This window comes from Joostella sp. (genome assembly GCF_048266025.1).
Classification (GTDB): domain Bacteria; phylum Bacteroidota; class Bacteroidia; order Flavobacteriales; family Flavobacteriaceae; genus Galbibacter; species Galbibacter atrarenae.
Map to the genome: position 1 here is coordinate 113,794 of NZ_JBLXAF010000009.1, position 21,206 is coordinate 134,999.

18 protein-coding genes, 1 other RNA gene and 1 pseudogene are annotated in these 21,206 nt (G+C 32.9%); 6 read left to right on the plus strand and 14 right to left on the minus strand.

Features of this window, described 5'->3' with window-relative positions; genetic code table 11:
* Positions 1–28: 28 nt before the first annotated feature.
* A complete protein-coding gene (locus ACN0TY_RS14395) occupies positions 29–595 on the minus strand; it encodes a DUF4126 domain-containing protein (protein ID WP_417445049.1) in 567 nt (188 codons plus the stop codon).
* A gap of 127 nt (positions 596–722) precedes the next feature.
* Positions 723–2,150 carry an ATP-dependent DNA helicase gene (locus tag ACN0TY_RS14400; protein WP_417445081.1) on the minus strand — a complete coding sequence of 476 codons (1,428 nt, stop codon included), beginning with the start codon at positions 2,148–2,150 and terminating at the stop codon, positions 723–725.
* A 108-nt stretch (positions 2,151–2,258) separates the two neighbouring features.
* On the opposite strand from ACN0TY_RS14400, the gene ACN0TY_RS14405 reads away from it, so the two are divergent.
* From ACN0TY_RS14405 to ACN0TY_RS14415, 3 genes are read left to right on the plus strand one after another with little or no spacing between them, the layout of a single operon-like run.
* A complete protein-coding gene (locus ACN0TY_RS14405; protein WP_417445050.1) occupies positions 2,259–2,909 on the plus strand; it encodes a hypothetical protein in 651 nt (216 codons plus the stop codon).
* Entirely contained in the window at positions 2,887–3,720 is an 834-nt protein-coding gene (locus ACN0TY_RS14410; RefSeq protein ID WP_417445051.1) for a DUF3822 family protein, read from the plus strand. Before ACN0TY_RS14405 ends, ACN0TY_RS14410 begins: the two co-directional genes overlap by 23 nt.
* Positions 3,720–4,262 carry an RsmD family RNA methyltransferase gene (locus ACN0TY_RS14415; RefSeq protein WP_417445052.1) on the plus strand — a complete coding sequence of 181 codons (543 nt, stop codon included), beginning with the start codon at positions 3,720–3,722 and terminating at the stop codon, positions 4,260–4,262. The genes ACN0TY_RS14410 and ACN0TY_RS14415 overlap by 1 nt, the downstream gene beginning before the upstream one ends.
* 95 nt (positions 4,263–4,357) lie before the next feature.
* Here the strand turns inward: ACN0TY_RS14415 and rnpB are convergent.
* An RNA gene (gene rnpB, locus ACN0TY_RS14420) (RNase P RNA component class A) lies at positions 4,358–4,654 on the minus strand.
* A gap of 373 nt (positions 4,655–5,027) precedes the next feature.
* On the opposite strand from rnpB, the pseudogene ACN0TY_RS14425 reads away from it, so the two are divergent.
* From ACN0TY_RS14425 to ACN0TY_RS14435, 3 genes and pseudogenes are all read left to right on the plus strand, one after another.
* A pseudogene (locus ACN0TY_RS14425) lies at positions 5,028–6,744 on the plus strand (DNA polymerase III subunit gamma/tau).
* Positions 6,745–6,757: 13 nt separating this feature from the next.
* Entirely contained in the window at positions 6,758–7,252 is a 495-nt protein-coding gene (locus ACN0TY_RS14430) for a hypothetical protein (protein WP_417445053.1), read from the plus strand.
* A 64-nt stretch (positions 7,253–7,316) separates the two neighbouring features.
* Entirely contained in the window at positions 7,317–7,898 is a 582-nt protein-coding gene (locus ACN0TY_RS14435; protein ID WP_417445054.1) for a tRNA-(ms[2]io[6]A)-hydroxylase, read from the plus strand.
* Between the two features lie 102 nt (positions 7,899–8,000).
* On the opposite strand, the gene ACN0TY_RS14440 is transcribed toward ACN0TY_RS14435, so the two are convergent.
* From ACN0TY_RS14440 to ACN0TY_RS14490, 11 genes are all read right to left on the minus strand, one after another.
* The gene (locus ACN0TY_RS14440; protein WP_236958603.1) at positions 8,001–8,912 is read right to left on the minus strand and encodes a Ppx/GppA phosphatase family protein; all 912 of its coding nucleotides are present in this window, start codon (positions 8,910–8,912) and stop codon (positions 8,001–8,003) included.
* A gap of 9 nt (positions 8,913–8,921) precedes the next feature.
* The gene (gene ppk1, locus ACN0TY_RS14445; RefSeq protein ID WP_417445055.1) at positions 8,922–11,027 is read right to left on the minus strand and encodes a polyphosphate kinase 1; all 2,106 of its coding nucleotides are present in this window, start codon (positions 11,025–11,027) and stop codon (positions 8,922–8,924) included.
* A complete protein-coding gene (locus tag ACN0TY_RS14450) occupies positions 11,028–11,513 on the minus strand; it encodes a SixA phosphatase family protein (RefSeq protein ID WP_417445056.1) in 486 nt (161 codons plus the stop codon).
* A gap of 262 nt (positions 11,514–11,775) precedes the next feature.
* The gene (locus tag ACN0TY_RS14455) at positions 11,776–12,270 is read right to left on the minus strand and encodes a CAP domain-containing protein (RefSeq protein ID WP_417445057.1); all 495 of its coding nucleotides are present in this window, start codon (positions 12,268–12,270) and stop codon (positions 11,776–11,778) included.
* Positions 12,271–12,366: 96 nt separating this feature from the next.
* The gene (gene pdxH, locus ACN0TY_RS14460) at positions 12,367–13,020 is read right to left on the minus strand and encodes a pyridoxamine 5'-phosphate oxidase (protein ID WP_417445058.1); all 654 of its coding nucleotides are present in this window, start codon (positions 13,018–13,020) and stop codon (positions 12,367–12,369) included.
* A gap of 48 nt (positions 13,021–13,068) precedes the next feature.
* Positions 13,069–13,983: a ribonuclease Z gene (locus ACN0TY_RS14465; RefSeq protein WP_417445059.1), complete on the minus strand. Its 915-nt coding sequence runs from the start codon at positions 13,981–13,983 to the stop codon at positions 13,069–13,071.
* Positions 13,984–14,016: 33 nt separating this feature from the next.
* A complete protein-coding gene (locus ACN0TY_RS14470) occupies positions 14,017–14,349 on the minus strand; it encodes a ribonuclease Z (RefSeq protein ID WP_236958609.1) in 333 nt (110 codons plus the stop codon).
* Positions 14,350–14,353: 4 nt separating this feature from the next.
* On the minus strand, positions 14,354–15,283 hold the full coding sequence (locus tag ACN0TY_RS14475; protein ID WP_417445060.1) for an aspartate carbamoyltransferase catalytic subunit: 930 nt from the start codon (positions 15,281–15,283) through the stop codon (positions 14,354–14,356).
* 8 nt (positions 15,284–15,291) lie between these two features.
* A complete protein-coding gene (pyrR, locus tag ACN0TY_RS14480) occupies positions 15,292–15,831 on the minus strand; it encodes a bifunctional pyr operon transcriptional regulator/uracil phosphoribosyltransferase PyrR (protein WP_236958611.1) in 540 nt (179 codons plus the stop codon).
* Positions 15,832–15,993: 162 nt separating this feature from the next.
* Positions 15,994–17,700 (minus strand): SusD/RagB family nutrient-binding outer membrane lipoprotein, encoded by a 1,707-nt coding sequence (locus tag ACN0TY_RS14485; protein ID WP_417445061.1) that lies wholly within the window; start codon positions 17,698–17,700, stop codon positions 15,994–15,996.
* Positions 17,701–17,719: 19 nt separating this feature from the next.
* Positions 17,720–21,028, minus strand: a complete 3,309-nt coding sequence (locus tag ACN0TY_RS14490; RefSeq protein ID WP_417445062.1) for a SusC/RagA family TonB-linked outer membrane protein — start codon at positions 21,026–21,028, stop codon at positions 17,720–17,722.
* Between the last annotated feature and the right edge of the window lie 178 nt (positions 21,029–21,206).

Below are 21,206 nucleotides of genomic sequence, written 5' to 3' on the forward strand. Positions count from 1 at the left end.
CACAAAAATAAGAGATATTATTGAGAATTTAGTTGCTAGTTCCTCTGAGTTTTTTATAAAACCAATATATTACTAATAAAATAATGATTACTAGCACTATAGCTAATATAGGGAAAAATACAGACACAAAAGAAAGAAACATAGCGCTCCCAGTCTCTACAGTGGAAACTATAGGATTTCCTAGTCCAGCAGTAGTTGTAGAGGAAGTTAATCTTGTTCCTGCAGAAGCTCCTTTTACTAAGCTTGCAGTACCACCCCCAGCAATTATAGCCATAGACCAAGTTACAATTGGAGAAAGATCTGCAACAGTTGAGAGCATTACCGCTGTTCCTGCAATAGCTGCTAACGGAACTGCAATGGTATCAAGTATATTATCTACAAATGGAATATAGTAAGCAAAGATCTCTAATAACATTGCAACCCCAAGAGTTAGGAGCGCAGTTAGAGAACCAACCCACTGCCAACTTTCACTTAAATCTAATACATTAAAGTAAGCCGCTAAACTCAACACGAAAAGTGGTAAGAATACTCGAAATCCTGCGGAGGCCGCTAATCCTATTCCTAAAAATATACTGATTATTGTTTCTGAAGTCATTCTGATAGTTAATTTATATAAAAGTAAGTAATTTTAGCATGATACAAATCAACTTATATACTCCCTTTTTGAGGTATCCTTATCTTTAAGGATTAATTCTCAGAAAGAAATTCTACAACCAACACTATTACATATCAACAAAAAAGTCATCTTTAAAACCTATTAAATACAACTTATTTTTAGCTCTTGTAACAGCTGTATATAACCAACGCAAATATTCGGTATCTACTCCATTTGGCAAATATGGCTGTTCTACAAAAACAGTATCCCATTGCCCACCCTGACTCTTATGACATGTTATAGCATATGAAAACTTTACTTGCAAGGCATTAAAATATTTATTGTTTTTTACCTTAAGGAACTTTTTATAATTAGAGGTTTCTTCCTCATAATCCTTCATCACCTCTTGGTATAATCTATTAGACTCTTCATAAGGCAAAGAAGGAGAGTTAATATCCAATGTGTCTAATAGAAGTACTGTCTCAAAAGGACTCATTTTTGGATAATCCACCATTTGCACTTTAACTTCTGCAAATTTAAAACCATAGAGCTCTTTAATGGCGAAAATCTCCAAGACCTCTATAATATCCCCATTTGCTATAAACCCAGCTTCAGAAGACGTCTTTAGCCAAAAATAATTATTCTTCACCACCATTAAATAATCTCCAGTAGCAAGTTCGTTATCCAAAAATAGAATTCTACTTCTAATCTGCTGATTATACATGTTAGCTCTTTTATTAGACCTCACTATAATCGCTGTTTCCTCTTTTCCGTTCTGACTATAAGAACCATCTATAGCATCTTGGATCTCATAACCATCTACTAACCTTATTATATCGGTAAAATTATTAACCTGAAATTTAAAATCATCAGCATAGTCATCTTGTAATTGTTCACGCAAATTCGTTGCATTTAATAAAATCCCAGAATTCAACTGTTGTCTTACAACTTCATCCAACTCCATTTTACGTACCTCCTTATTATAATTAAGAGAAAGAGTGCCTTCACTTAATGCAGGACTTAAAGAAAGATTCACTGGAGGCAACTGTGCAGTATCTCCAATAAGCAACAATTTACATTTATGACCAGAATATACATATGAAATAAGATCATCTAACAAAGAACCATTTTCAAAAATCTTAGAATCGGCTGGAGAATCTGGAATCATAGAAGCTTCATCTACTATAAAAATTGTGTTCTTATGTTTATTTGGAGAAAGTACAAACTTAACGCCTCCCCCTTTTTGTTTTCTAGGGAAATAAATATGTCTATGAATTGTATGTGCAGTAGTTTCAGAATAGTTTGTTATCACTTTTGCTGCTCTTCCTGTAGGCGCCAATAAGACAGATTTTCTTAATGTTTGCCATAAATTTGTAACAAGAGCTCCAATTATTGTAGTTTTTCCTGTCCCCGCAAACCCCTTCAAGAGGAATAATTCATTCTTCTCTTCTGAATAAATAAAATCAGAAAGTTGCTGAAGCACAATATCTTGCTTTAATGTAGGATTGTGAGGAAATTGATCTTTTAATAATTTATAAAATGATGATGCGTCCATAAAATCTAATTCTGACCCAAAATTAGTGATGTTTTTTTTGGGTATCCCTTTCATAAATGAAAAAAAATTGTAGATTTGCTTAAACCTCTTTAATTCAAAAAATATAAAATGAAGACAGTAATACAAATTGCTCTTTGGCTTGTAAGTATCTTTTTTGGTTACCAAATTTATGTTTCCGTAATGGAGCCTATTAAATTCGACAAAGTAAAGAAAGAAAGATATACAGCCGTTATTAATAAATTAAAAGATATTAGAGACGCACAAGAAGCTCACAGAACTGTAACTGGGAAATTCGCAAAAGACTTCCCTAGCCTTATCAAGTTTATCGATACTGCTCAGTTTACGCTGACGCAACAAAGAGACTCTTCTTACATGGAATACGATAAAACATATCGTATCGACATGGAAAGAGAGGTTAAAATTATTGATACTTTAGGTTTTGTAGCGGTAAAAGATTCTCTATTCAAAGGAACAGACGCTTACAAAAACATTGCATCAGTACCTTACGCTCAAAATAATGAGAAATTTACTATGGATGCAAAAACTATAAATACTAATGGCTTTGTAGCTCCAGTATTTGAAGTTAAAGTAGACAAGTCAGTTTTATTATACGACCAACCTGAAGATCTTGTAGCAAAAGAAAAATCTGCAATTTCTGTAGAAGAAGTTAACGGTCCTATAATTAAAGTTGGTAGCCTTGATGAAGTAAGCACAAGTGCAAACTGGCCTCCATATTATGACACAAAAGACAACAAGTAATATACTTAATAATACTTTTAAAGAACTGTCCATTCAAGTTAGCTTGGGTGGACTTTCTTTTTGTATTCTAGATGGCACCGATAGCAAAATAGAACAATTAAGCACTATCAGCTTTGAAAAAAGAGCCACTCCAGAAAAACTAATCGAACATCTTGAAGATTGGTTTAAAAAGGACATCGTATCACAAACCACTTTCAATAAAGTAACTGTAATTCACGAAAATGAATTAGCAGCTCTGGTTCCAAAATCATTATTTAACGAGCGAAATCTTTCTAATTATCTAAAATATAATGTAAAGATTCTCGAAAATGATTTTATAACTTATGATGAACTAAAAGAGCATGATATTTATAATGTATATGTCCCTTTTGCTAACGTAAACAACTATATTTTTGATAAGTTTGGAGATTTCGAATACAAACATTTCTCCACTGTTTTAGTAGAGACATTAATAAACTCATCCAAAAAGAGCGACACACAAAATGTACATGTTTTTATTTCAAAAACTCATTTTGAAATTGTTGTTCTCGATCAAAAGAAATTGCTTTTTTATAACTCTTTTCAATACCAACAGAAAGAAGACTTTATTTATTACCTTCTTTTCACGATTGAACAGTTAAACTTGACCCCCGAAGAAACACCTGTTTTTTTAACTGGAATCATCACTGAAGATAATGAGCTTTATAAAATTGCATATACCTACATAAAACATCTAGAAATTAAAAACGATTACGCTCCTTCTCACATAAAGGAAATCAAAGAACTCAGCACTCAAAATCCAAATACATTTATCCTTCTAAATAGTCTATAATGCGAATAATATCAGGAAAATATAAAGGAAAAAGATTAATGGCTCCGCAAAAGCTCCCTGTACGTCCTACAACAGATTTTGCTAAGGAAGCGCTATTTAATATCCTAAACAACGTATATTATTTTGATGAAATTTCTGTTTTAGACCTATTTTCTGGAACCGGAAATATAAGTTTCGAATTTGCTAGCAGAGGGGTTCCTAACATTACTTCTGTAGATGCGCACGCTGGTTGTGTTCAATATATTGGTAAGATTAAAGACGAATTAGAGTTTCCTATAAAAACTATAAAAAGTGATGTTTTTACTTTCCTTGAAAAATCTATCATCACTGCAGATATTATTTTTGCAGATCCACCTTACGACCTTTCAAAAGAGCAATTTGGAAGAATAGCTACAATCGTAAAAGAGAGAAACTTACTAAATGAGGACGGGACTCTTATCATCGAGCACTCAAAAGACACCGAGTTAAGTGGATACGAAGGTTTTACTGATGCTCGAAAATATGGAGGAAGTGTATTTAGCTTTTTTGAATTCGATTCGTAATTACAAGCACCAACAACTGTAATATTAAAATATTCCGTTTATAAATCTGCCATAAAAAGTAAGAGAAACAACCATAGAAATATGGAAACTAATAAAAAAGCAGGTCATAAGCCGGATTCTGTATCTATAAAAGATCCTTATCATTTATCTCGCCGTTACATTACTGCAACGTTCTAGCCGCCTACCCTCCAACATCGGGCGCGCAACCCTCAAGCATTGGTTTACATGACGTTGCACCGCATAGAGTTTACCTGATTTCACTACAGCATTACCTGTACATCCTTTCTTTTGCACTTGTCCTAATCTTACGACCGACGGCTGTTAGCCGCTATGCTGCGCTGTGGTGTCCGGACTTTCCTCTCTGTATAAAACAAAGCGATAAGGTGACCTGCGGCGCAAAATTAATCTTTTAAACCAAAATCACCCTATATAATTCATTTAAAATACGATCACTCCATTTCTAAGTAATTTCTGTGCGGGTTTTCTCCATTACATTCCAAAACCAGGCTTTACGCTTTTAGTTTTAGCAAGCCATAAACAAAAGCTTGCCAAAAGCTAATCACTGCAATCCTTACCCGAAAAGCTACAACATATAATAATACCAATTCATTATTAATACAATTATACAGACATCCCATAAATTTCTGTCATCACACTTTTCGACTATACTTTTAAACTCACTTTATACATTTCATTGTTAATAATTAAATACAAAATCATATCTAAAAGCGAGAATATAAACTTTCAATCTTTATATTTGTAGCAATGGAACACTTTGTAGTATCTGCTCGCAAATATAGACCTAAGACATTTAAAGACGTGGTAGGCCAACAGGCTATTACCAATACGTTGCTCAATGCTATTGATAACAATCATTTAGCACAAGCATTGCTTTTTTGTGGACCTCGTGGTGTTGGTAAAACAACCTGCGCCAGAATCTTAGCGAAAAAAATTAATGACGACGGCACTCATAGTGAAGATGAAGACTTCGCCTTTAATATTTTCGAATTAGATGCAGCTTCCAATAACTCCGTAGACGATATTAGAAGTTTAATAGACCAAGTTAGAATCCCACCACAAGTAGGACAATATAAAGTCTATATTATTGATGAGGTGCACATGCTTTCACAAGCAGCTTTTAATGCTTTCCTTAAAACATTAGAGGAACCACCAAAGCATGCCATTTTTATTCTTGCAACTACAGAGAAACACAAGATAATCCCAACAATATTATCTCGTTGTCAGATTTTCGATTTCAAAAGGATCACCGTTAGAGATGCTAAAGAATATCTTAAATATATCGCCGAAAGTCAAGGGATAGAAGCTGAAGATGATGCGCTTCATATCATTGCTCAAAAAGCAGATGGCGCCATGAGAGATGCTCTTTCTATTTTCGATAGAGTTGTAAGTTTTACAGGTAAAAACTTAACGCGACAAGCAGTTACAGAAAACCTAAACGTATTAGACTACGAAACTTATTTCGAAGCTACAGATTTAATTTTAGAGGGTGAAATTCCAAAACTATTAGTAGATTTTAATAGAATCTTATCATTAGGTTTTGATGGTCACCATTTTATAGCAGGATTAGCATCTCACTTTAGAGATCTTTTAGTTTGCCAAAATGAAGCAACCATTCCTCTTTTAGAAGTAGGAGACGACACCAAACAAAAGTACCTTTCTCAAAGCAAGAAAGCATCGAGAGCCTTTTTATTGCAAGGAATAGAAACCGCCAACAACTGCGACCTTAATTACCGAAGCAGTCGGAATCAGCGACTTCTAGTCGAACTTTGCCTAATGAAACTTGCCTCCATCAATCACGATGGAGAAAAAAAAAAAAGGTAGCAACTACATAATCCCTCCTTCTTTTTTTAAGATAGGCACAGAAGTAACAAAACCTCAACCTGAGAAAACAACAACTTCTACTCCGTCTGCAGTTAATACACAAGAAGCTACTACTCCACCTCCAAAAGAGAAAAAAGTAGAAACTCCAGTGATTAATACAAGTGCAGCGGTTAAAAATAGAGTTTCAGGTCTTTCACTTTCCAGTATAAAAAGAAAAAGAGAGCATGAACTTCAGGCAAAAAAGAATCATGCTGTAGATGAAAAGAATCTACCCAAAGATCCTTTTGATGAGCAAACAATGCAAAAACATTGGGAAGATTATGTTGATCAGATTGAAAAAGATGGAAAGAAGATTCTTGCTTCTGCATTAGGATCAGATACACCTCGACTAAAAGGACCTGATAAAATATGGATTGAGCTCGCAAACGACACATTAAAAAAGGAAGTTGAGCGTGATCAATACCCATTGATGGAGTATCTAAAGAAAAACCTTAATAACTTCCATATTGAGCTTTATATAACCATCAACGAAAATGCAGAAAAGCAATATGCTTTTACACCTCAAGATAAATATGAAAAGCTACGTGAAAAAAATCCACTCATAGATAAGCTTCGTATAGAGTTTGATCTCGATGTGTAATATCTAAATCTTTATGATGATTTTTAAAAATATTTTTACGCTGTGTATTATTTTAATAGCCACTAATTCTTTCTCACAAACAACAGAATGCAATCTCCAGAAGGAAAATAAAGCGTGGTTAGCAGAATTTAGAAAAACTGATAACATCCCTGATCAGCTCTCTTTGATTATACAAAAGATAAAATCTGACACTGTCTACACTAGACTAAAATCTGTAATCAACAAACCACATAGCTCTCGAATCCATAACTATGTTGACAAAAACAACAATTTATGCGGCACTAAGATTCTTTTTACAATCGATTCCCACAAAATTGACTTAAACGAGCGTCCAAGTTATATTAAAGCAATTAACGAATTATCTACTAACCAAATAGAAAGTATCACTTTTATAGAACCAAAAATGGCTAGCGCCCTATTTGGTTCACATGGAAATAAAGGCGCTGTTATGATAAATAGTAAAAATGAAATATTAAATACACTTATAAATAAAGCACATAGCGAATAGAATGAGATTCAGGATATTGTATTAAAGTTGGTATATTTGTAATTCACTTAAATGAAATTAGATTATGCTCGGCTTGAAACTTCCCACAGACCCGCGATGGGTTAATATCGTTGAAAAGAATTTAGAAGAAATACTTACAGATCATGCTTTTTGCGAACAAAAGGCTACAAGTACCGCTATTTCATTTATAGTTTTATTTCCTGAATATACAGACATAGTACAAGAAATGACTGCTTTGGTAAAAGAAGAGATTAGTCATTTTAAAATGGTTCATGATAAAATAATCGAACGAGGTTGGACACTTGGTCGTGATCGAAAAGACGAATATGTAAACAAACTAATGACATTTTTTCCTAAAGGAGGAAGTAGAACCACATTTATGGTGCATAAATTACTTTATGCTGCTTTAATTGAAGCTAGAAGTTGTGAGCGTTTCCGACTATTATCTGAAAACCTAGAAGATGAAGAATTACGTGTTTTTTATAAGAATTTAATGGTAAGTGAAGCTAATCATTATACAATGTTCTTACAGTTTGCTCGTAAATATGGCGACACAGAAGAAGTAAATAAAAAATGGCAAGCACTTTTAGATTTTGAGGCTGAAATAATGAAAGACCTTGGAAAAAAAGAAACCGTACACGGTTAATAATACAATATCTTCACAAAATAGCCTCGTAGAGATATTCTATGAGGCTATTTTATATATGAATTACAATGCAAAAAGTATCGTTTGAAATATCAAATGATATTAAACAAAAAGCATACTTTTTTCCTTCTCTGTATTATACAAAAGCTTAATAATACCATCCGAAAGTCCTATTTTAGGAACGTGTATTTTTTTTGCTCCACTCCATTTAGAGGCATTTAAGTAAATTCTAGAGGCTGGTATAATTACGTCTGCTCGATCTGGATTTAAGCCTAATTCGGAGATTCTTTCATCATAACTAAGCTCTTGAAGAAACTGATATTGTGCATTTAAATAAATGTACGATAAAGGTTCTCCTGCCTTTCTACCTGACATCTTAAACAGCTTATTAATATTTCCTCCTGAACCTATTATTTCGATTCCCTTATATTTTTTTGAATTATGCTTTATCCACTTTTCGATATCTTTCCAGGTTTCGGCAGATATCATTTCATTTAAAAGACGTACAGTTCCTATTTTATAGGATTTTGAAGCCACAATTTTACCATCACTAAAAATAGTAAACTCAGTACTCCCTCCTCCTACATCAATATATAAATAGGTCTTATCTTTATCTATTAAACTATGTAAATCTGTAGATGCGATAATAGCGGCTTCCTTTTTACCATCTATTATTTCTATGTCGATACCAGCCTTTTTTGATATAATCTCAACAAGTTCATTTCCGTTATTTGCTTCCCTCATTGCAGATGTTGCACAAGCCATATACTTTTCGACACCATTAACTTTCATTATAAGCTTAAAAGCCTTCATGGTATCAATCATTCGTTCGGAGTTTTGCTTAGAAATTTCTCCTACGGTAAATGAATCTTGACCCAAACGAACAGGAACCCTTACTAAAGAACTCTTTTTAAATTGAGTTTCCTTATCCTCATATTCAATAACATTATTAATCAGTAACCTAACTGCATTTGAACCAATATCAATAGCTGCAAACTTCCTAATCTTCAACATCTAACTGTTTTATCCTTTTATACTTTGTTTTCTTAGGTAATACTCATATGTCTCAAATTGAGATCTATGTTTTACTCCTTTTTCTTTTCTATATGCATTGTCATGTCTTTCAGAAAAAATTCTGGCTTTCACATTATCCTTCCAGCAAATCTCGAAAGTGTCCAGCAATTCTTGTTTTATCTCTTCATCGTAAATCGGACAACCAACTTCTACTCTAAAATCTAAATTTCTTGTCATCCAATCAGCAGAAGAAATATAGAACAATGGATCTCCTGCATTTCCAAATACAAATAACCTAGTATGCTCCAAAAATCTATCTACCACACTAATAGCTTCAATATTCTCACTCATTCCAGGAACTCCTGGTATTAAACAACAGGTTCCTCGAACGATAAGTTGTATTTTAACACCACTCCTACTTGCTTCATATAGTTTATCTACCATTTTATAACTGGTAAAACTATTCATCTTGATTTTTATAAAAGCTTCTTTTCCCTCTTTAGCATTTTTTATCTCATTATCTATAAGCTTAAAGAATGTTCTTTTTGTATAATGAGGAGAAACTATTAAATGCTTGTATTTATTAATCTTATAATTAGTTTCAAAGAAGTCAAACACCTTATCCAACTCTTTTAATATTCTCTGATCAGCAGTAAAAAGTGTATAATCAGTATATATTTTTGCAGTCGATTCATTGAAGTTTCCAGTGCTTATAAAACCATATCGAACTGTTTTATCATCTTCTACACGTTCTATTAAGCATATTTTACTATGAACTTTTAAACCTTGTACTCCAAAAATAAGCTTTACCCCTTCAGATTGTAATTGCTCAGCATATTCGATATTAGCCTCTTCATCGAACCTTGCCTGCAGCTCTATTTGCACCGTTACATCTTTTCCGTTCTTAACTGCATTAATTAAAGAACTTGCAACCTGAGAATTTCTTGCTAACCTATAGACAGTAACTTTTATAGTTTTTACTTTAGGATCGATAGCAGCTTCTCTTAAAAATTTAACCACATTAGAGAATGTGTGGTATGGAGCATATTGCAAATAATCTTTCTTTGCAATAGCTTCAAATAAACTCCCATCATGAGTTAATCCTTTTACAGGTAATGGTGGAAACTTTTTATATAAAAGATCTGCTCTTCCCAAACTAGGGAATCCCATATAATCTCTCCTATTATGATATCTACCACCAGGAATTACACTATCGGTATCATCTATTCCCATCTTATCCTTTAAGAATTTCAGGGTATCTTTCTCTATTTCCTTATCGTAAACAAATCTAACAGGCTCACTGATCCTTCTTCCTCGAACACTAGAAGATATTTTTTCAATAAAACTTTTACTCAGGTCACTATCAATATCTAATTCTGCATCCCTAGTAATTTTTATCATATGTGCAGAAAGGGAATCGTAATTGAAAATATTAAAAATACTTCCCATACAGTAACGAATAAGGTCATCCAAAATGATGATGTATTGTTTATCCCCCTTACTAGGAAGCACTACGAAACGTTCAATAGTTTTAGGAATTTCAACTAAAGCATAACGCACTTCTTTAGATTTAGCTTTAAAAAGTCCTTTTACTCCATCTTGTTTCCCATCAAGCTTCATGGTCATTTTTACAGCCAAATACCCTGCACTATCTTTCAGGTTAGGAATCTCGTCCAAATCGTTTAACATGATAGTCACCAAAGCCGGACTCACCTTATCATAAAAATAATTTCTCACGAAGTCATTCTGCTCAGGAGTTACCTCATCTTCTTTGATCATAAAGATATTCTCCTCCTCTAGCTCTCGCTCAATATGACTTAAAATACGAAGACTTTCAGTTTGCTGATTAATTACAATCTGAGTAATATCATCCATCAAGTCTTTAGCTTTCGCTCCTCCTAAAACACTCTTTCCTGTTTTTCCCGATAATGCAATACGCTTTACTGTAGCATATCTAACTTTAAAAAATTCATCTAAATTATTAGAAAAAATCCCCAAGAAACGTAGCCTTTCAATAAGCGGCACAGAAACATCTTCTGCTTCTTGTAAAACTCTGGCATTAAATTGTAGCCAACTAATCTCTCTATTTATGTATTGGTTCTTTACTTCGTTCATTTATTTAAATTTCTTCGGAAAAATAATCAGTTCTGTTACTCCTTTTTTGATGTCACTCCAATGGGCTACATCAAATTTTATTTTAACTACTCCAGCTGTTGGAAGATTTTCTATAAATTTATCCCCAAAGATATTAGAAATTGATGTGAATGCATGATTATGACCAAAAATCATAACATTATTATAACGATCGTCCAACTGTTTTATGAAATTAGTGACTGATGAGCCTCCAAAATCGTACAACTGATCTGTAATTATAACTTTAGACATACTAATCTCCAACTGCCTCATAAATATCACACACGTATGAAGCGCTCTATTTGCGGGACTAGAAAAAACAATATCGGGAGGAGTCAATTCTTTATTAAAATGATTAGAAACTAATATAGCATCATTAATTCCTCGCTCCTTCAACGGACGATCTTTATCATCTACATCAAAATCCCACGAGGATTTGCCATGTCTTATTATAGTAATCTCTTTCATTGAAGTCCACTTTAAAAAATAATACGGTAAACTTTTGAAAAATAAATCACTTTTCTAAATAACCGAGTCTTAATCTGAAAAATAGTGAATCTTTTATAAATTTCAGTATTTTAAGTCTGCTTTTTACATTAAAAAACTCTTAAAATTGATCATAAAAAAATAGCTTAGTTTTTATCTCCTCTGATGGAATATAAGAACTAAACTATTTTTAAATTCTCTGACCCTCAAAAATCAGATTCTTAAAACACTCAATTGAACATCTTTATAATTTTACTAAAATATTTGTGAAGTAATAATCTCCTTCGGCATTCTTTTTAGCAGAAATACCCATATGATTAAAATCTCCCTCTATATTCTTCCTGTGAGCTTCGCTAGCAATCCATCCATCTACAATTTCTTGTGCAGTTTCATGACCAAAGCCTACATTCTCCCCAACGATAATAGCCTTGTTTTTTAGCTTTATTTCTTCCTGCCTTTCATTAAAAAAATGATGACAAATTTCCTTTTCAGAAATCATATGATCATTATGGGATTGTGCTAATTGAGAAACATTATCAAGTATTTCTAATGGCGGAAGAGCCTTATTGCTCCGATACGCATTAATTCTAGAGAGAATCTCTTGTTCGATACTTACATATTCAACTAAAGCTCTTGGGGTAATTTCATCTTCATCGATACTCTCTGAAGAACAGGAGTACAGCGATGAAAAAAGACATAACAGCAGGGCAGCTGCTATAGTTTTTTCTACAGCATTCATAGGTATAATATTAAGATTTGGACTAACAATATAGTTATTTTAAACTAAACAACTATATCATCTTAATAAAATATTCTATAAAATAATGTATTTAACTTATGGATTAAGGCGTTCTATCTTCCAATTATAATCTTTTTGTAAAGTGTAGCGTATTCTATCATGAAGCCTATTTGGTCTTCCTTGCCAGAATTCAATCGAGATAGGTTTTATAATATATCCTCCCCAATAATCTGGACGTACTATCTCCTTATTTTCATATTCAGCCTCCAATGCTTTTAATGCTGACTCTAATTCCTCGCGGGAACTTACAACTGCACTTTGGTCAGAAGCAATTGCCCCTAACTGACTTCCTCTTGGGCGCGATTCAAAATAACCATCAGAAAGATTTTTTGATATTTTCTCTGCCTTTCCCTTAACAATCACTTGTCGCTCTATATTCGGCCAAAAAAATGAAATACAAACATTCGGATTTGCTGTTATAGCCTTCCCTTTCTCACTATTATAATTAGTATAGAATATAAAACCTTCTTCTGTATATTTCTTTAAAAGCACTACACGATTTTTCGGAAAACCATCAAGTCCAATCGTAGTAATAGTCATGGCATTAGCTTCATCCACTCCTCCACTTTTCTCTACCTCATAAAACCATGTTTGAAATAACTGAATAGGATTATCTGGAACATTCGTCTCTAAAAGCTCACTCTTTTCATAAACTTTTCTATAATCGCTAAGGTCTTTTTCACTTTTCATCACCAATACATTTAACTATTAAACTGTGAGTTTTTTTACTTAATATTTTCAGAATAAAAACTCTTTTCCATCTTCTGCTAGCTCAACATTGTCAAAAACAAGTTTAGCTTCCTGTTTAAATTCATTTATATTACCATACCTGGTAGAATAATGCCCTAATATCAATCGTTCTACATTAGCATCCAAAGCGATAGTAGCAGCTTGTTTTGCCGTAGAATGTCCTGTTTGAGTTGCTAAATTAGCATGTTCCTCTAAAAATGTAGACTCATGATAAAGCAATGTTGTATTTTCTATAATTGGCACAATAGATTCGTTATAAGAAGTATCGCTACAAAAGGCATAACTTTTAGGCTTTACAGGATCGCTTGTAAGCTTTTCATTTGGAATTACCTCTCCATTATCTAAAGTAATGTCTTTCCCTTTTTTTATATTCTGATAATAACAAGTATCTATATTATAGTTTAAAACAGCATTTATATCTAATTTTCGGTCTCCTAGCTTTTCTTTGAATAAGAATCCATTTGTATATACACGATGAAATAAAGGAATTGTATGAACTTCTACCTTTTCATCTTCAAAAATCAATTCTGAATTTGATGAAGATAGCTCATGAAAAAGTAAAGGATAATTTGTCCATGCACTCCCTACTTTAAGCATCATTGTTACTGCTTCTTTTATCCCTTTTGGACCATAAACATGCAAAGGCGTATCTCTGCCTAGTAAACGAAATGTAGAAAGTAAGCCCGGTAAACCAAAAAAATGATCTCCATGGAGATGAGATATAAAAATATGCTTTATACGTGAAAATTTAATCTTCTGTTTACGTAATTGCACCTGTGTTCCCTCTCCACAATCAATCAGAAATATATGATTCTTAATTTCTAGAGCTTGCGCGGTAGGGTTAGTAAAAGCTCTTGGAGTCGCGCTATAACAACCTAATATATGAAGTTTTAATTCACTCATAATAAACAAAGATATTCTATAGCGAAACGCATATTAAAAATCTAAATCTCGCTCGATATCTTCCATTTCAATAACATCATATGCCTCCTCTAAAGTAGGAGCTACAATAAGGTGCTCATCTACTTCATTTAGGTTAACCGAATTAGTTACAATAACGAAAGATTTTTTTGCAGCACGATGATCACGAGAAATCTCTAAAAATTCCATCATATCTTCAGGCTTAAGATTACTCAAGGATAAAAGATTTAATATAACATGTGTATGTTGTACTTCTTTATATGAATCTTTAAGACGCTGAACAAATTTATCTAAAGAAACACTTTCCTGAGTAATTACGGTAATATTATCTCGTTTATCTATAATCATAATCTTATTGTTTTATTTTAGAAGCTAATAAATAAATTGCAGCCATTCTAATTGCTACACCATTTTCTACTTGATTAAGAATAATAGCTTGCTTAGAATCTGCCACATCGCTGGTAATTTCTACTCCACGATTAATAGGTCCTGGGTGCATAATAACTATTTCTTTGTCTAAGGAATCTAGCAAAGCTTTATTCACCCCAAATTGCTGTGTATATTCTCTAGTTGATGGGAAGTAACTAATATCCATTCGCTCATTTTGAACACGAAGCATATTTGCAACATCACACCAGGCTAAAGCCTTTCTTAAATCTGTTTCCACCTCTACTCCTAAAGAAGTGATATATTTTGGAATTAACGTCTTCGGACCACAAACTTTTACATTTGCTCCTTGTAATTTTAAAGCAAAAATATTAGACAACGCTACTCTAGAATGCAAAATATCTCCAACAATAACTACATTTTTTCCAGCTACATCTCCTAGCTTTTCTCTAATAGAGTAAGAATCTAATAAAGCTTGCGTAGGATGCTCATGAGCACCGTCTCCTGCATTTACAATACTTGCGTTTACATGTCTGGACAAAAACACCCCTGCTCCAGGGTTTGGATGCCTCATAACTACCATATCTACTTTCATCGAAAGTATATTATTAACAGTATCTATAAGTGTTTCTCCTTTTTTAACAGAAGATTGTCCAGCAGAAAAATTAATTACATCTGCAGATAGTCTCTTTTCAGCTAATTCAAATGATAGTTTTGTTCGTGTACTATTTTCAAAGAATAAATTAGCTATGGTTATATCTCTTAAAGAAGGTACTTTTTTTATCGGACGATTGATAACCTCCTTAAAATGATCTGCAGTTTCAAAAATTAATTGAATATCTGCCTCCTTTAGATATTTAATTCCCAGTAAGTGGTTTACACTTAATTCGCTCATGTGTGCAGCTATTTATTGATCATGTATACTTTATCTTCTCCTTCTTGTTCTTTCCACATTACCTTCACCTTTTCTTGGTTAATTGCATCTACCTGTCTTCCTCTGTAATCTGGTTGTATCGGGAGGTGTCTACTAAATCGTCTATCGATTAACGTTAGTAATTCTATTTCATTAGGACGGCCAAAAGATTGAATAGCTGTTAATGCTGCTCTAATACTTCTTCCAGTATATAAAACATCATCAATAAAAACTATATTTTTATTTTCAACTAGAAAATCGATTTTGGTTTTATTGGCTTCCAAGGGTTTATCACTCCTTCTAAAATCATCTCTATAAAAAGTAATGTCTAAATACCCTAGTTTAATGTCTGGGATACTATACTCTTCTTCTAGAATTTTTTTTAAACGTTCAGCAAGAAAAACACCTCTTGGCTGAATTCCGATTAATACGGTATCTTTAAAATCTATATGATTTTCAATGAGTTGACAAGCCAATCGATGGAGTATGATATTGATTTCTTTCGCGGAAAGCAAGACTTTTTGACTCATATTAATAATGGAAATATATGTGATGTAAAATTACATATTTTTAAGGAGAAAACGACCTCTTATTTTAAAGATTCGTTATATAATTAAAAATTTACATCTATTTTTTCAATAAAAAAGGCTGCCCAAAATGGACAGCCTAAAAGCTAATATAAATAAAATCAATTATTTCCTACCTGTCCACCACACTGGTGTTGAGTTGTCATTTTGACCAGCAACTTGACTAAAATTATCTGGATTATCTCTTTCTTCTGTTGGCGGATAATATAATCGTTCTAACCATTCTACTTTATCTTCTACAGGCTTTAATAGCATTCCATGATTTTTCATTAATCTTCTTGCTTCACTCCAAACCTCATAAGTATTAAATATATTTAAATGCGCAACTTTCTGATAGAATATCTCTTCAATTTGATCATCTTGACCTAAACTAGAAAAATAAGTTGTTCTTTGTTGCGTAAAAGAATTTGCTTGCGCTTGATCTAATGTTACATAATAATCTGGATTTACTTCTTCTAAAGGCGGAATAGTACCTGAGTTCGATTTATTTGTATTATTTAAACTATAGTAATATTCTATTGATAAATCTATCGCTTTATTATATGCATCTACAGCACTAACATCTACAGAACCAGGAAATCTAACAGCCGCTTCTGCTAATAACAAATAAGTTTCACTTGCTGTAAACACTGGGAATTTAGCATCAAAATTTAAATATGTTACTCGATTGTATTTCGATAGTAGCTGCTCATCTGCAGCCCATGTATTGTTAGTCGGTTCATGATTCCCGTTAATGATGTCTTCAGCATCCTGAGAATCTAAATATTGATTTAAATAATTTAATGAAGCAGATCTTTCCATCTCTGGAAGTGGTATATAACGCCCGTCACTAGCTGGTTGAAAAATTACAAATGTTCTCGGGTCTACTGTCTCATCAACTACCTGCTTATAATTAAAAATATCTTCCATTATAAATCTTGGTGCCCAGAAATCCGTTCCATTTTCTTGAAATGCTCTAGGAAAAAATATTCCACTTCCACCAGCTGTCAGTCTAGTTTTAACTAATTCTTCCATACCTATCACATCTTCATTATTAACAACATATTCAGCATTATTATTTGTTAAATCTTGTATGACTTCTCTACTATAAGTTGGATCGACTACAGATAATCTAATAGCCATTCTAAGACGTAATGAGTTTGCAAACTTGATCCACTTTGAAACGTCCCCCCCATTTAAAATATCTGCTGAAGACAATCTAGCTTGCTGACTAGCATCTAAGCTTACATTTTTAAGTGCTCCAACTGCAATACCTAGCTTTTCTATAATATCTTTATATATGACTTCTTGCGAATCATACCTAGGATAGAAAATTTCTTGAAAAGCTCCACTAGCTTCTTCATATGGAATATCATCATACGCATCTGTAGATCTTTGATAAACAAAAGCCTTTACTATATCTGCCATATAAAAATACACTTCGGAAGCTGCTTTTTCCTCCTCAGGAAGACCATTAAACACCAATTGCATGGCATTTAGATTCTTAACCCAATTAACAGAAGCTTTATTAAAAATATCATAATAAAAAGAGGGACCTGACCAATCGTCTAAAACAATCCATTCTCTACTGGAAGACCAATGGTAAGGGTATAAACCAATCCCCGTAACCTTATTTAATTGTCTAAATTGATGATAATAAGAACCATAATTTGTTCTAAACAAGTGCCTCTCTTGTAAAGCTCCTGTAAAAAACAATTCAATGTCTGGATCCGTTTGTTTATCTGGATTACCAAACTTTTCTTCAAGATCCTTTTCACAAGAACTTAAAAAAATCACTGCTGATAAGACTAAATATTTTATAATTTTACTCATTTTATACTTTTTAAATTATTTAGAAACTTAGATTAACTCCCATTCCTATACTTCTCGATAATGGCAAACCATTATTTTCAATAAAAGCGTTGGTACCATCTAATGATTCAGGGGATATATTTGGAATCGCTTTATATAAATACGCTATATTATTTCCGTATACATATACTCTTAATGAATTAAAGCCTATTCTACTAGTTACATCTTTAGGCGCATTCCAACCTACAGCTAACCTTCTTAAAGAGATATAATCTTTTTTATATATTCTATCTTCAAAGATTTTTTGGTCACCATTCCAGTATTGTTGATAAAATTCAGATGCTGGGATTATAGCCTGATTTGCTTGACCTGTAGCTTCGTTGGTTCCGTCTATAATAACACCATCATGAAAAATATTATCATAATAAGAATCAGATGGTAAAGCATTATCATGAGAGTCTAAAGCTACTATCTCTTTGTCATTATTTATATAATATGGCAATCCTCCGTTTTCTTCATCTCTATATTTTAATGTCTCTTTTCCAGATCCATTTCCTAATAAATACATATTTGTTTGAGATGGTAATATTGCTCCATATTGAAAATCAAAACCTACGTTCAAATCAAAATCTTTATACTTGAAACCAGTATTGAATCCTCCAATAACATCTGGAGTAACTTTTCCAACTTTTTTCCAGTTTTGCGAGTCAATTTTATAAGTACCAGACTCCGTAAGTAACAAATTACCCTCTTCATCTCTTACAAACGGCCTCACATAAACTTCTCCATATTCTTCTCCTGTTTCTGCTAAAATTTGAATTCCAGTACCACCCCATAAATTATGTTGCTCTACTCCTTTGGCTAATTCTATTATTTTTGTCTTGTTTCCAGATAACGTTAGAGACATATCCCAAGAAAAGTCTTGAGTTTTAATCACCGTTCCTCTTATTAACGTCTCCCATCCTTTATTTTCAATATCTCCAGCATTCACTCTAATATTTGTTACTCCTGAAGATCTCGGTACAGCAATTCCCATGATTTGATTATAGGTATTACTTTTGTAATAAGAAAACTCTATTCCAAGTCTACTCCCTTCAAAGAAGCTAGATTCAAATCCAATTTCGAACTCTCTTTTTCTTTCAGGTTTCAAACTAGGTTCAGGAAATCCACTTCCATTTTCAGCAAAATCAGCAGGAGGAAGAAAATCTGGCACCGTGTAATAAGGAACTCCTCCGTATGTACTAACATCAAAGTTCAAGTTCCCAAAATATCTAGGCCCTGGCCTACCAACATCTGCCCATGAACTTCTAAGCTTTAAAAGTTTTATTGCGCTTGGCATATTAAATGTTTCTGACGCAACCCATGATCCACTAATACCAGGGTAGAAAAAACTATTATTCTCTGGAGGTAAGATTGAAGACCAATCGTTTCTTCCTTGTACCTCTAAATATAACTGTTCTTTATATGCAAATTGAGCAGAAGCTAAAACGCTGTACAAATCATCTGAACCTCTAATTCCATCTGTAGTATCAAATGATGGACCTTCTGGATTTGTTGTATTTAATAATGAAAACCAGTTTTCAACAAAAAATGTTTTATTCACTTGAGCTCCAGATCTATTGGCAGAATTTTTACGTAACGCTCCTCCTATAAGTCCGTTTATTCTAATATCATCGGAAACTTTGAAGTCATAATTCAAAAAAGACTGTCCATAAAAGTTCACAATTTTTTCTTGTGTATAAGAATAAAATCCTTGACTAGAATTTTCAAATAGAGGTTGAGTTACTTTTGTTTTAACCTCATTATCTCTTAAAGTTAAATCTATACCTGCAAGTGTAGTCCAGTTCAACCATTTGTTTATATCTAAACTTACGTTTAAAGACTGGATAATGTGGTGTCTAATTTCTTCATTAGTATTTTCTGTTTGATTCCAATAATATCCAGGAATCGCTTTCAAAAAACCAATTCTTCTTGTATACTCTGGATTTGTTGATAACGTGTAATATCCATTATCATCCTTTAAGAAATCACTATTCAACAACAACTCTGGCTTTGAATCTCTTCTAATTCCATAAGTAAAGAAATCTCTAATATTATATGCTGCATTATTGTTCTCTGTATAATAATAATTACCTACATACTTTATTTTTAACTTATCCGAAGCATTAAGCGTTCCATTAAAACTAAAGTTATGATTCTGTTGTTCTGAATTTAAAAAAACTCCATTAAAATCCTTAAAGGTATAAGACGCTCTAAAGCTCCCTATATCTCCTGCATTAGAAAATGCTATTGTATTACTACTTTGACTACCTGTTGAAAATATTTCTTTAAAATTATTAGGCTGACTTGTATAATCTCTTAATTCATCATCCCACCATAATAACTGCCTTCCATCCATTTCTGGTCCAAAATTAAAATCTGCACCATTCCAATAAGCTTCTTTTCCATCTCTTAAAAAAAAGCCCTCTTCACTTACCTGATCATTACTGAAACCAGCAACATAAGGATTTTCACCAGTACCATATTTATTCTGATATTCAGGAAAAAAAGCCGCTCTATCTACAGAATAATTTGTACTTATCTCAACCCCTAATCCTTTCTTCTTTTTACCTGATTTTGTTGTAATTAAAACAACTCCATTGGCCCCTAAAGATCCATACAAAACAGCAGCTTTGGCTCCCTTTAAAATTTCGATTGACTCTACATCGGAAGCATTAATATCATTAATTCCAGTACCAGTATCCCTATTTGTATTGCTATTGAAGCCAACCCCAGAGTTTTCATCATAAATAGGAACTCCATCTACTACAAATAAAGGTCTTGTTGAAGACTGCTCAGTAAGTGCTACAGCATTTCTTATTTTTATAATCATTCCTCCTGTAGGACCTGACGATGTAGATTGAATCTGAACCCCAGAAGCATTACCATAAAGAGACTCTAAAGGATTGACAGGGTTTCCAGTCTCCACCAATTTTTCTGACTTAATGGAAGAAACCGAGTATCCAAGAGATTTCTTATCTCTTTTAATTCCTAAAGCAGTAACAACTACTTCGTCCAATTGCTCTGAACTTTCTTTTAAAGTAACGTTTACAGAAGCTTTACTTCCTACGGTTACTTCCATTGTATCAAACCCTAAACTTGAAAACACTAGCACAGGATTATCTGTTTCCAAGGTTATTTGATAATTCCCATCGAAATCTGTTGAGACACCATTCTTTGTTCCTTTTTCTAATACCGTTACTCCTGGCAAAGGATCGTTAAACCCGGAGTCTGTCACCGTACCTGAAACGGTTTGTGCTGATGTTAATGTTACAATTAACAACATCATAAAAGTTAATAAAAATTTCATATTTAAGTGTTTAGTTGATTATTTAACATTATTTATGTTAAATTAACGTTATAAACTTAGCTCATACTAAAACGTTAAACTAATACTGAAGCTTCAAAATATGATACTTTTTATACACCCTCATATGCTAATACAACATGTAATACAATAGTATTTTACGAAAACAATAAAATATTGC

Coding starts and splice junctions, on each gene's coding strand:
- ACN0TY_RS14395 (WP_417445049.1), bottom strand. CDS start 595: ATGACTTCAGAAACAATAATCAGTATATTTTTAGGAATAGGATTAGCG.
- ACN0TY_RS14400 (WP_417445081.1), bottom strand. CDS start 2,150: ATGGACGCATCATCATTTTATAAATTATTAAAAGATCAATTTCCTCAC.
- ACN0TY_RS14405 (WP_417445050.1), top strand. CDS start 2,259: ATGAAGACAGTAATACAAATTGCTCTTTGGCTTGTAAGTATCTTTTTT.
- ACN0TY_RS14410 (WP_417445051.1), top strand. CDS start 2,887: ATGACACAAAAGACAACAAGTAATATACTTAATAATACTTTTAAAGAA.
- ACN0TY_RS14415 (WP_417445052.1), top strand. CDS start 3,720: ATGCGAATAATATCAGGAAAATATAAAGGAAAAAGATTAATGGCTCCG.
- ACN0TY_RS14430 (WP_417445053.1), top strand. CDS start 6,758: ATGATGATTTTTAAAAATATTTTTACGCTGTGTATTATTTTAATAGCC.
- ACN0TY_RS14435 (WP_417445054.1), top strand. CDS start 7,317: ATGCTCGGCTTGAAACTTCCCACAGACCCGCGATGGGTTAATATCGTT.
- ACN0TY_RS14440 (WP_236958603.1), bottom strand. CDS start 8,912: ATGTTGAAGATTAGGAAGTTTGCAGCTATTGATATTGGTTCAAATGCA.
- ppk1 (WP_417445055.1), bottom strand. CDS start 11,027: ATGAACGAAGTAAAGAACCAATACATAAATAGAGAGATTAGTTGGCTA.
- ACN0TY_RS14450 (WP_417445056.1), bottom strand. CDS start 11,513: ATGAAAGAGATTACTATAATAAGACATGGCAAATCCTCGTGGGATTTT.
- ACN0TY_RS14455 (WP_417445057.1), bottom strand. CDS start 12,270: ATGAATGCTGTAGAAAAAACTATAGCAGCTGCCCTGCTGTTATGTCTT.
- pdxH (WP_417445058.1), bottom strand. CDS start 13,020: ATGAAAAGTGAAAAAGACCTTAGCGATTATAGAAAAGTTTATGAAAAG.
- ACN0TY_RS14465 (WP_417445059.1), bottom strand. CDS start 13,983: ATGAGTGAATTAAAACTTCATATATTAGGTTGTTATAGCGCGACTCCA.
- ACN0TY_RS14470 (WP_236958609.1), bottom strand. CDS start 14,349: ATGATTATAGATAAACGAGATAATATTACCGTAATTACTCAGGAAAGT.
- ACN0TY_RS14475 (WP_417445060.1), bottom strand. CDS start 15,283: ATGAGCGAATTAAGTGTAAACCACTTACTGGGAATTAAATATCTAAAG.
- pyrR (WP_236958611.1), bottom strand. CDS start 15,831: ATGAGTCAAAAAGTCTTGCTTTCCGCGAAAGAAATCAATATCATACTC.
- ACN0TY_RS14485 (WP_417445061.1), bottom strand. CDS start 17,700: ATGAGTAAAATTATAAAATATTTAGTCTTATCAGCAGTGATTTTTTTA.
- ACN0TY_RS14490 (WP_417445062.1), bottom strand. CDS start 21,028: ATGAAATTTTTATTAACTTTTATGATGTTGTTAATTGTAACATTAACA.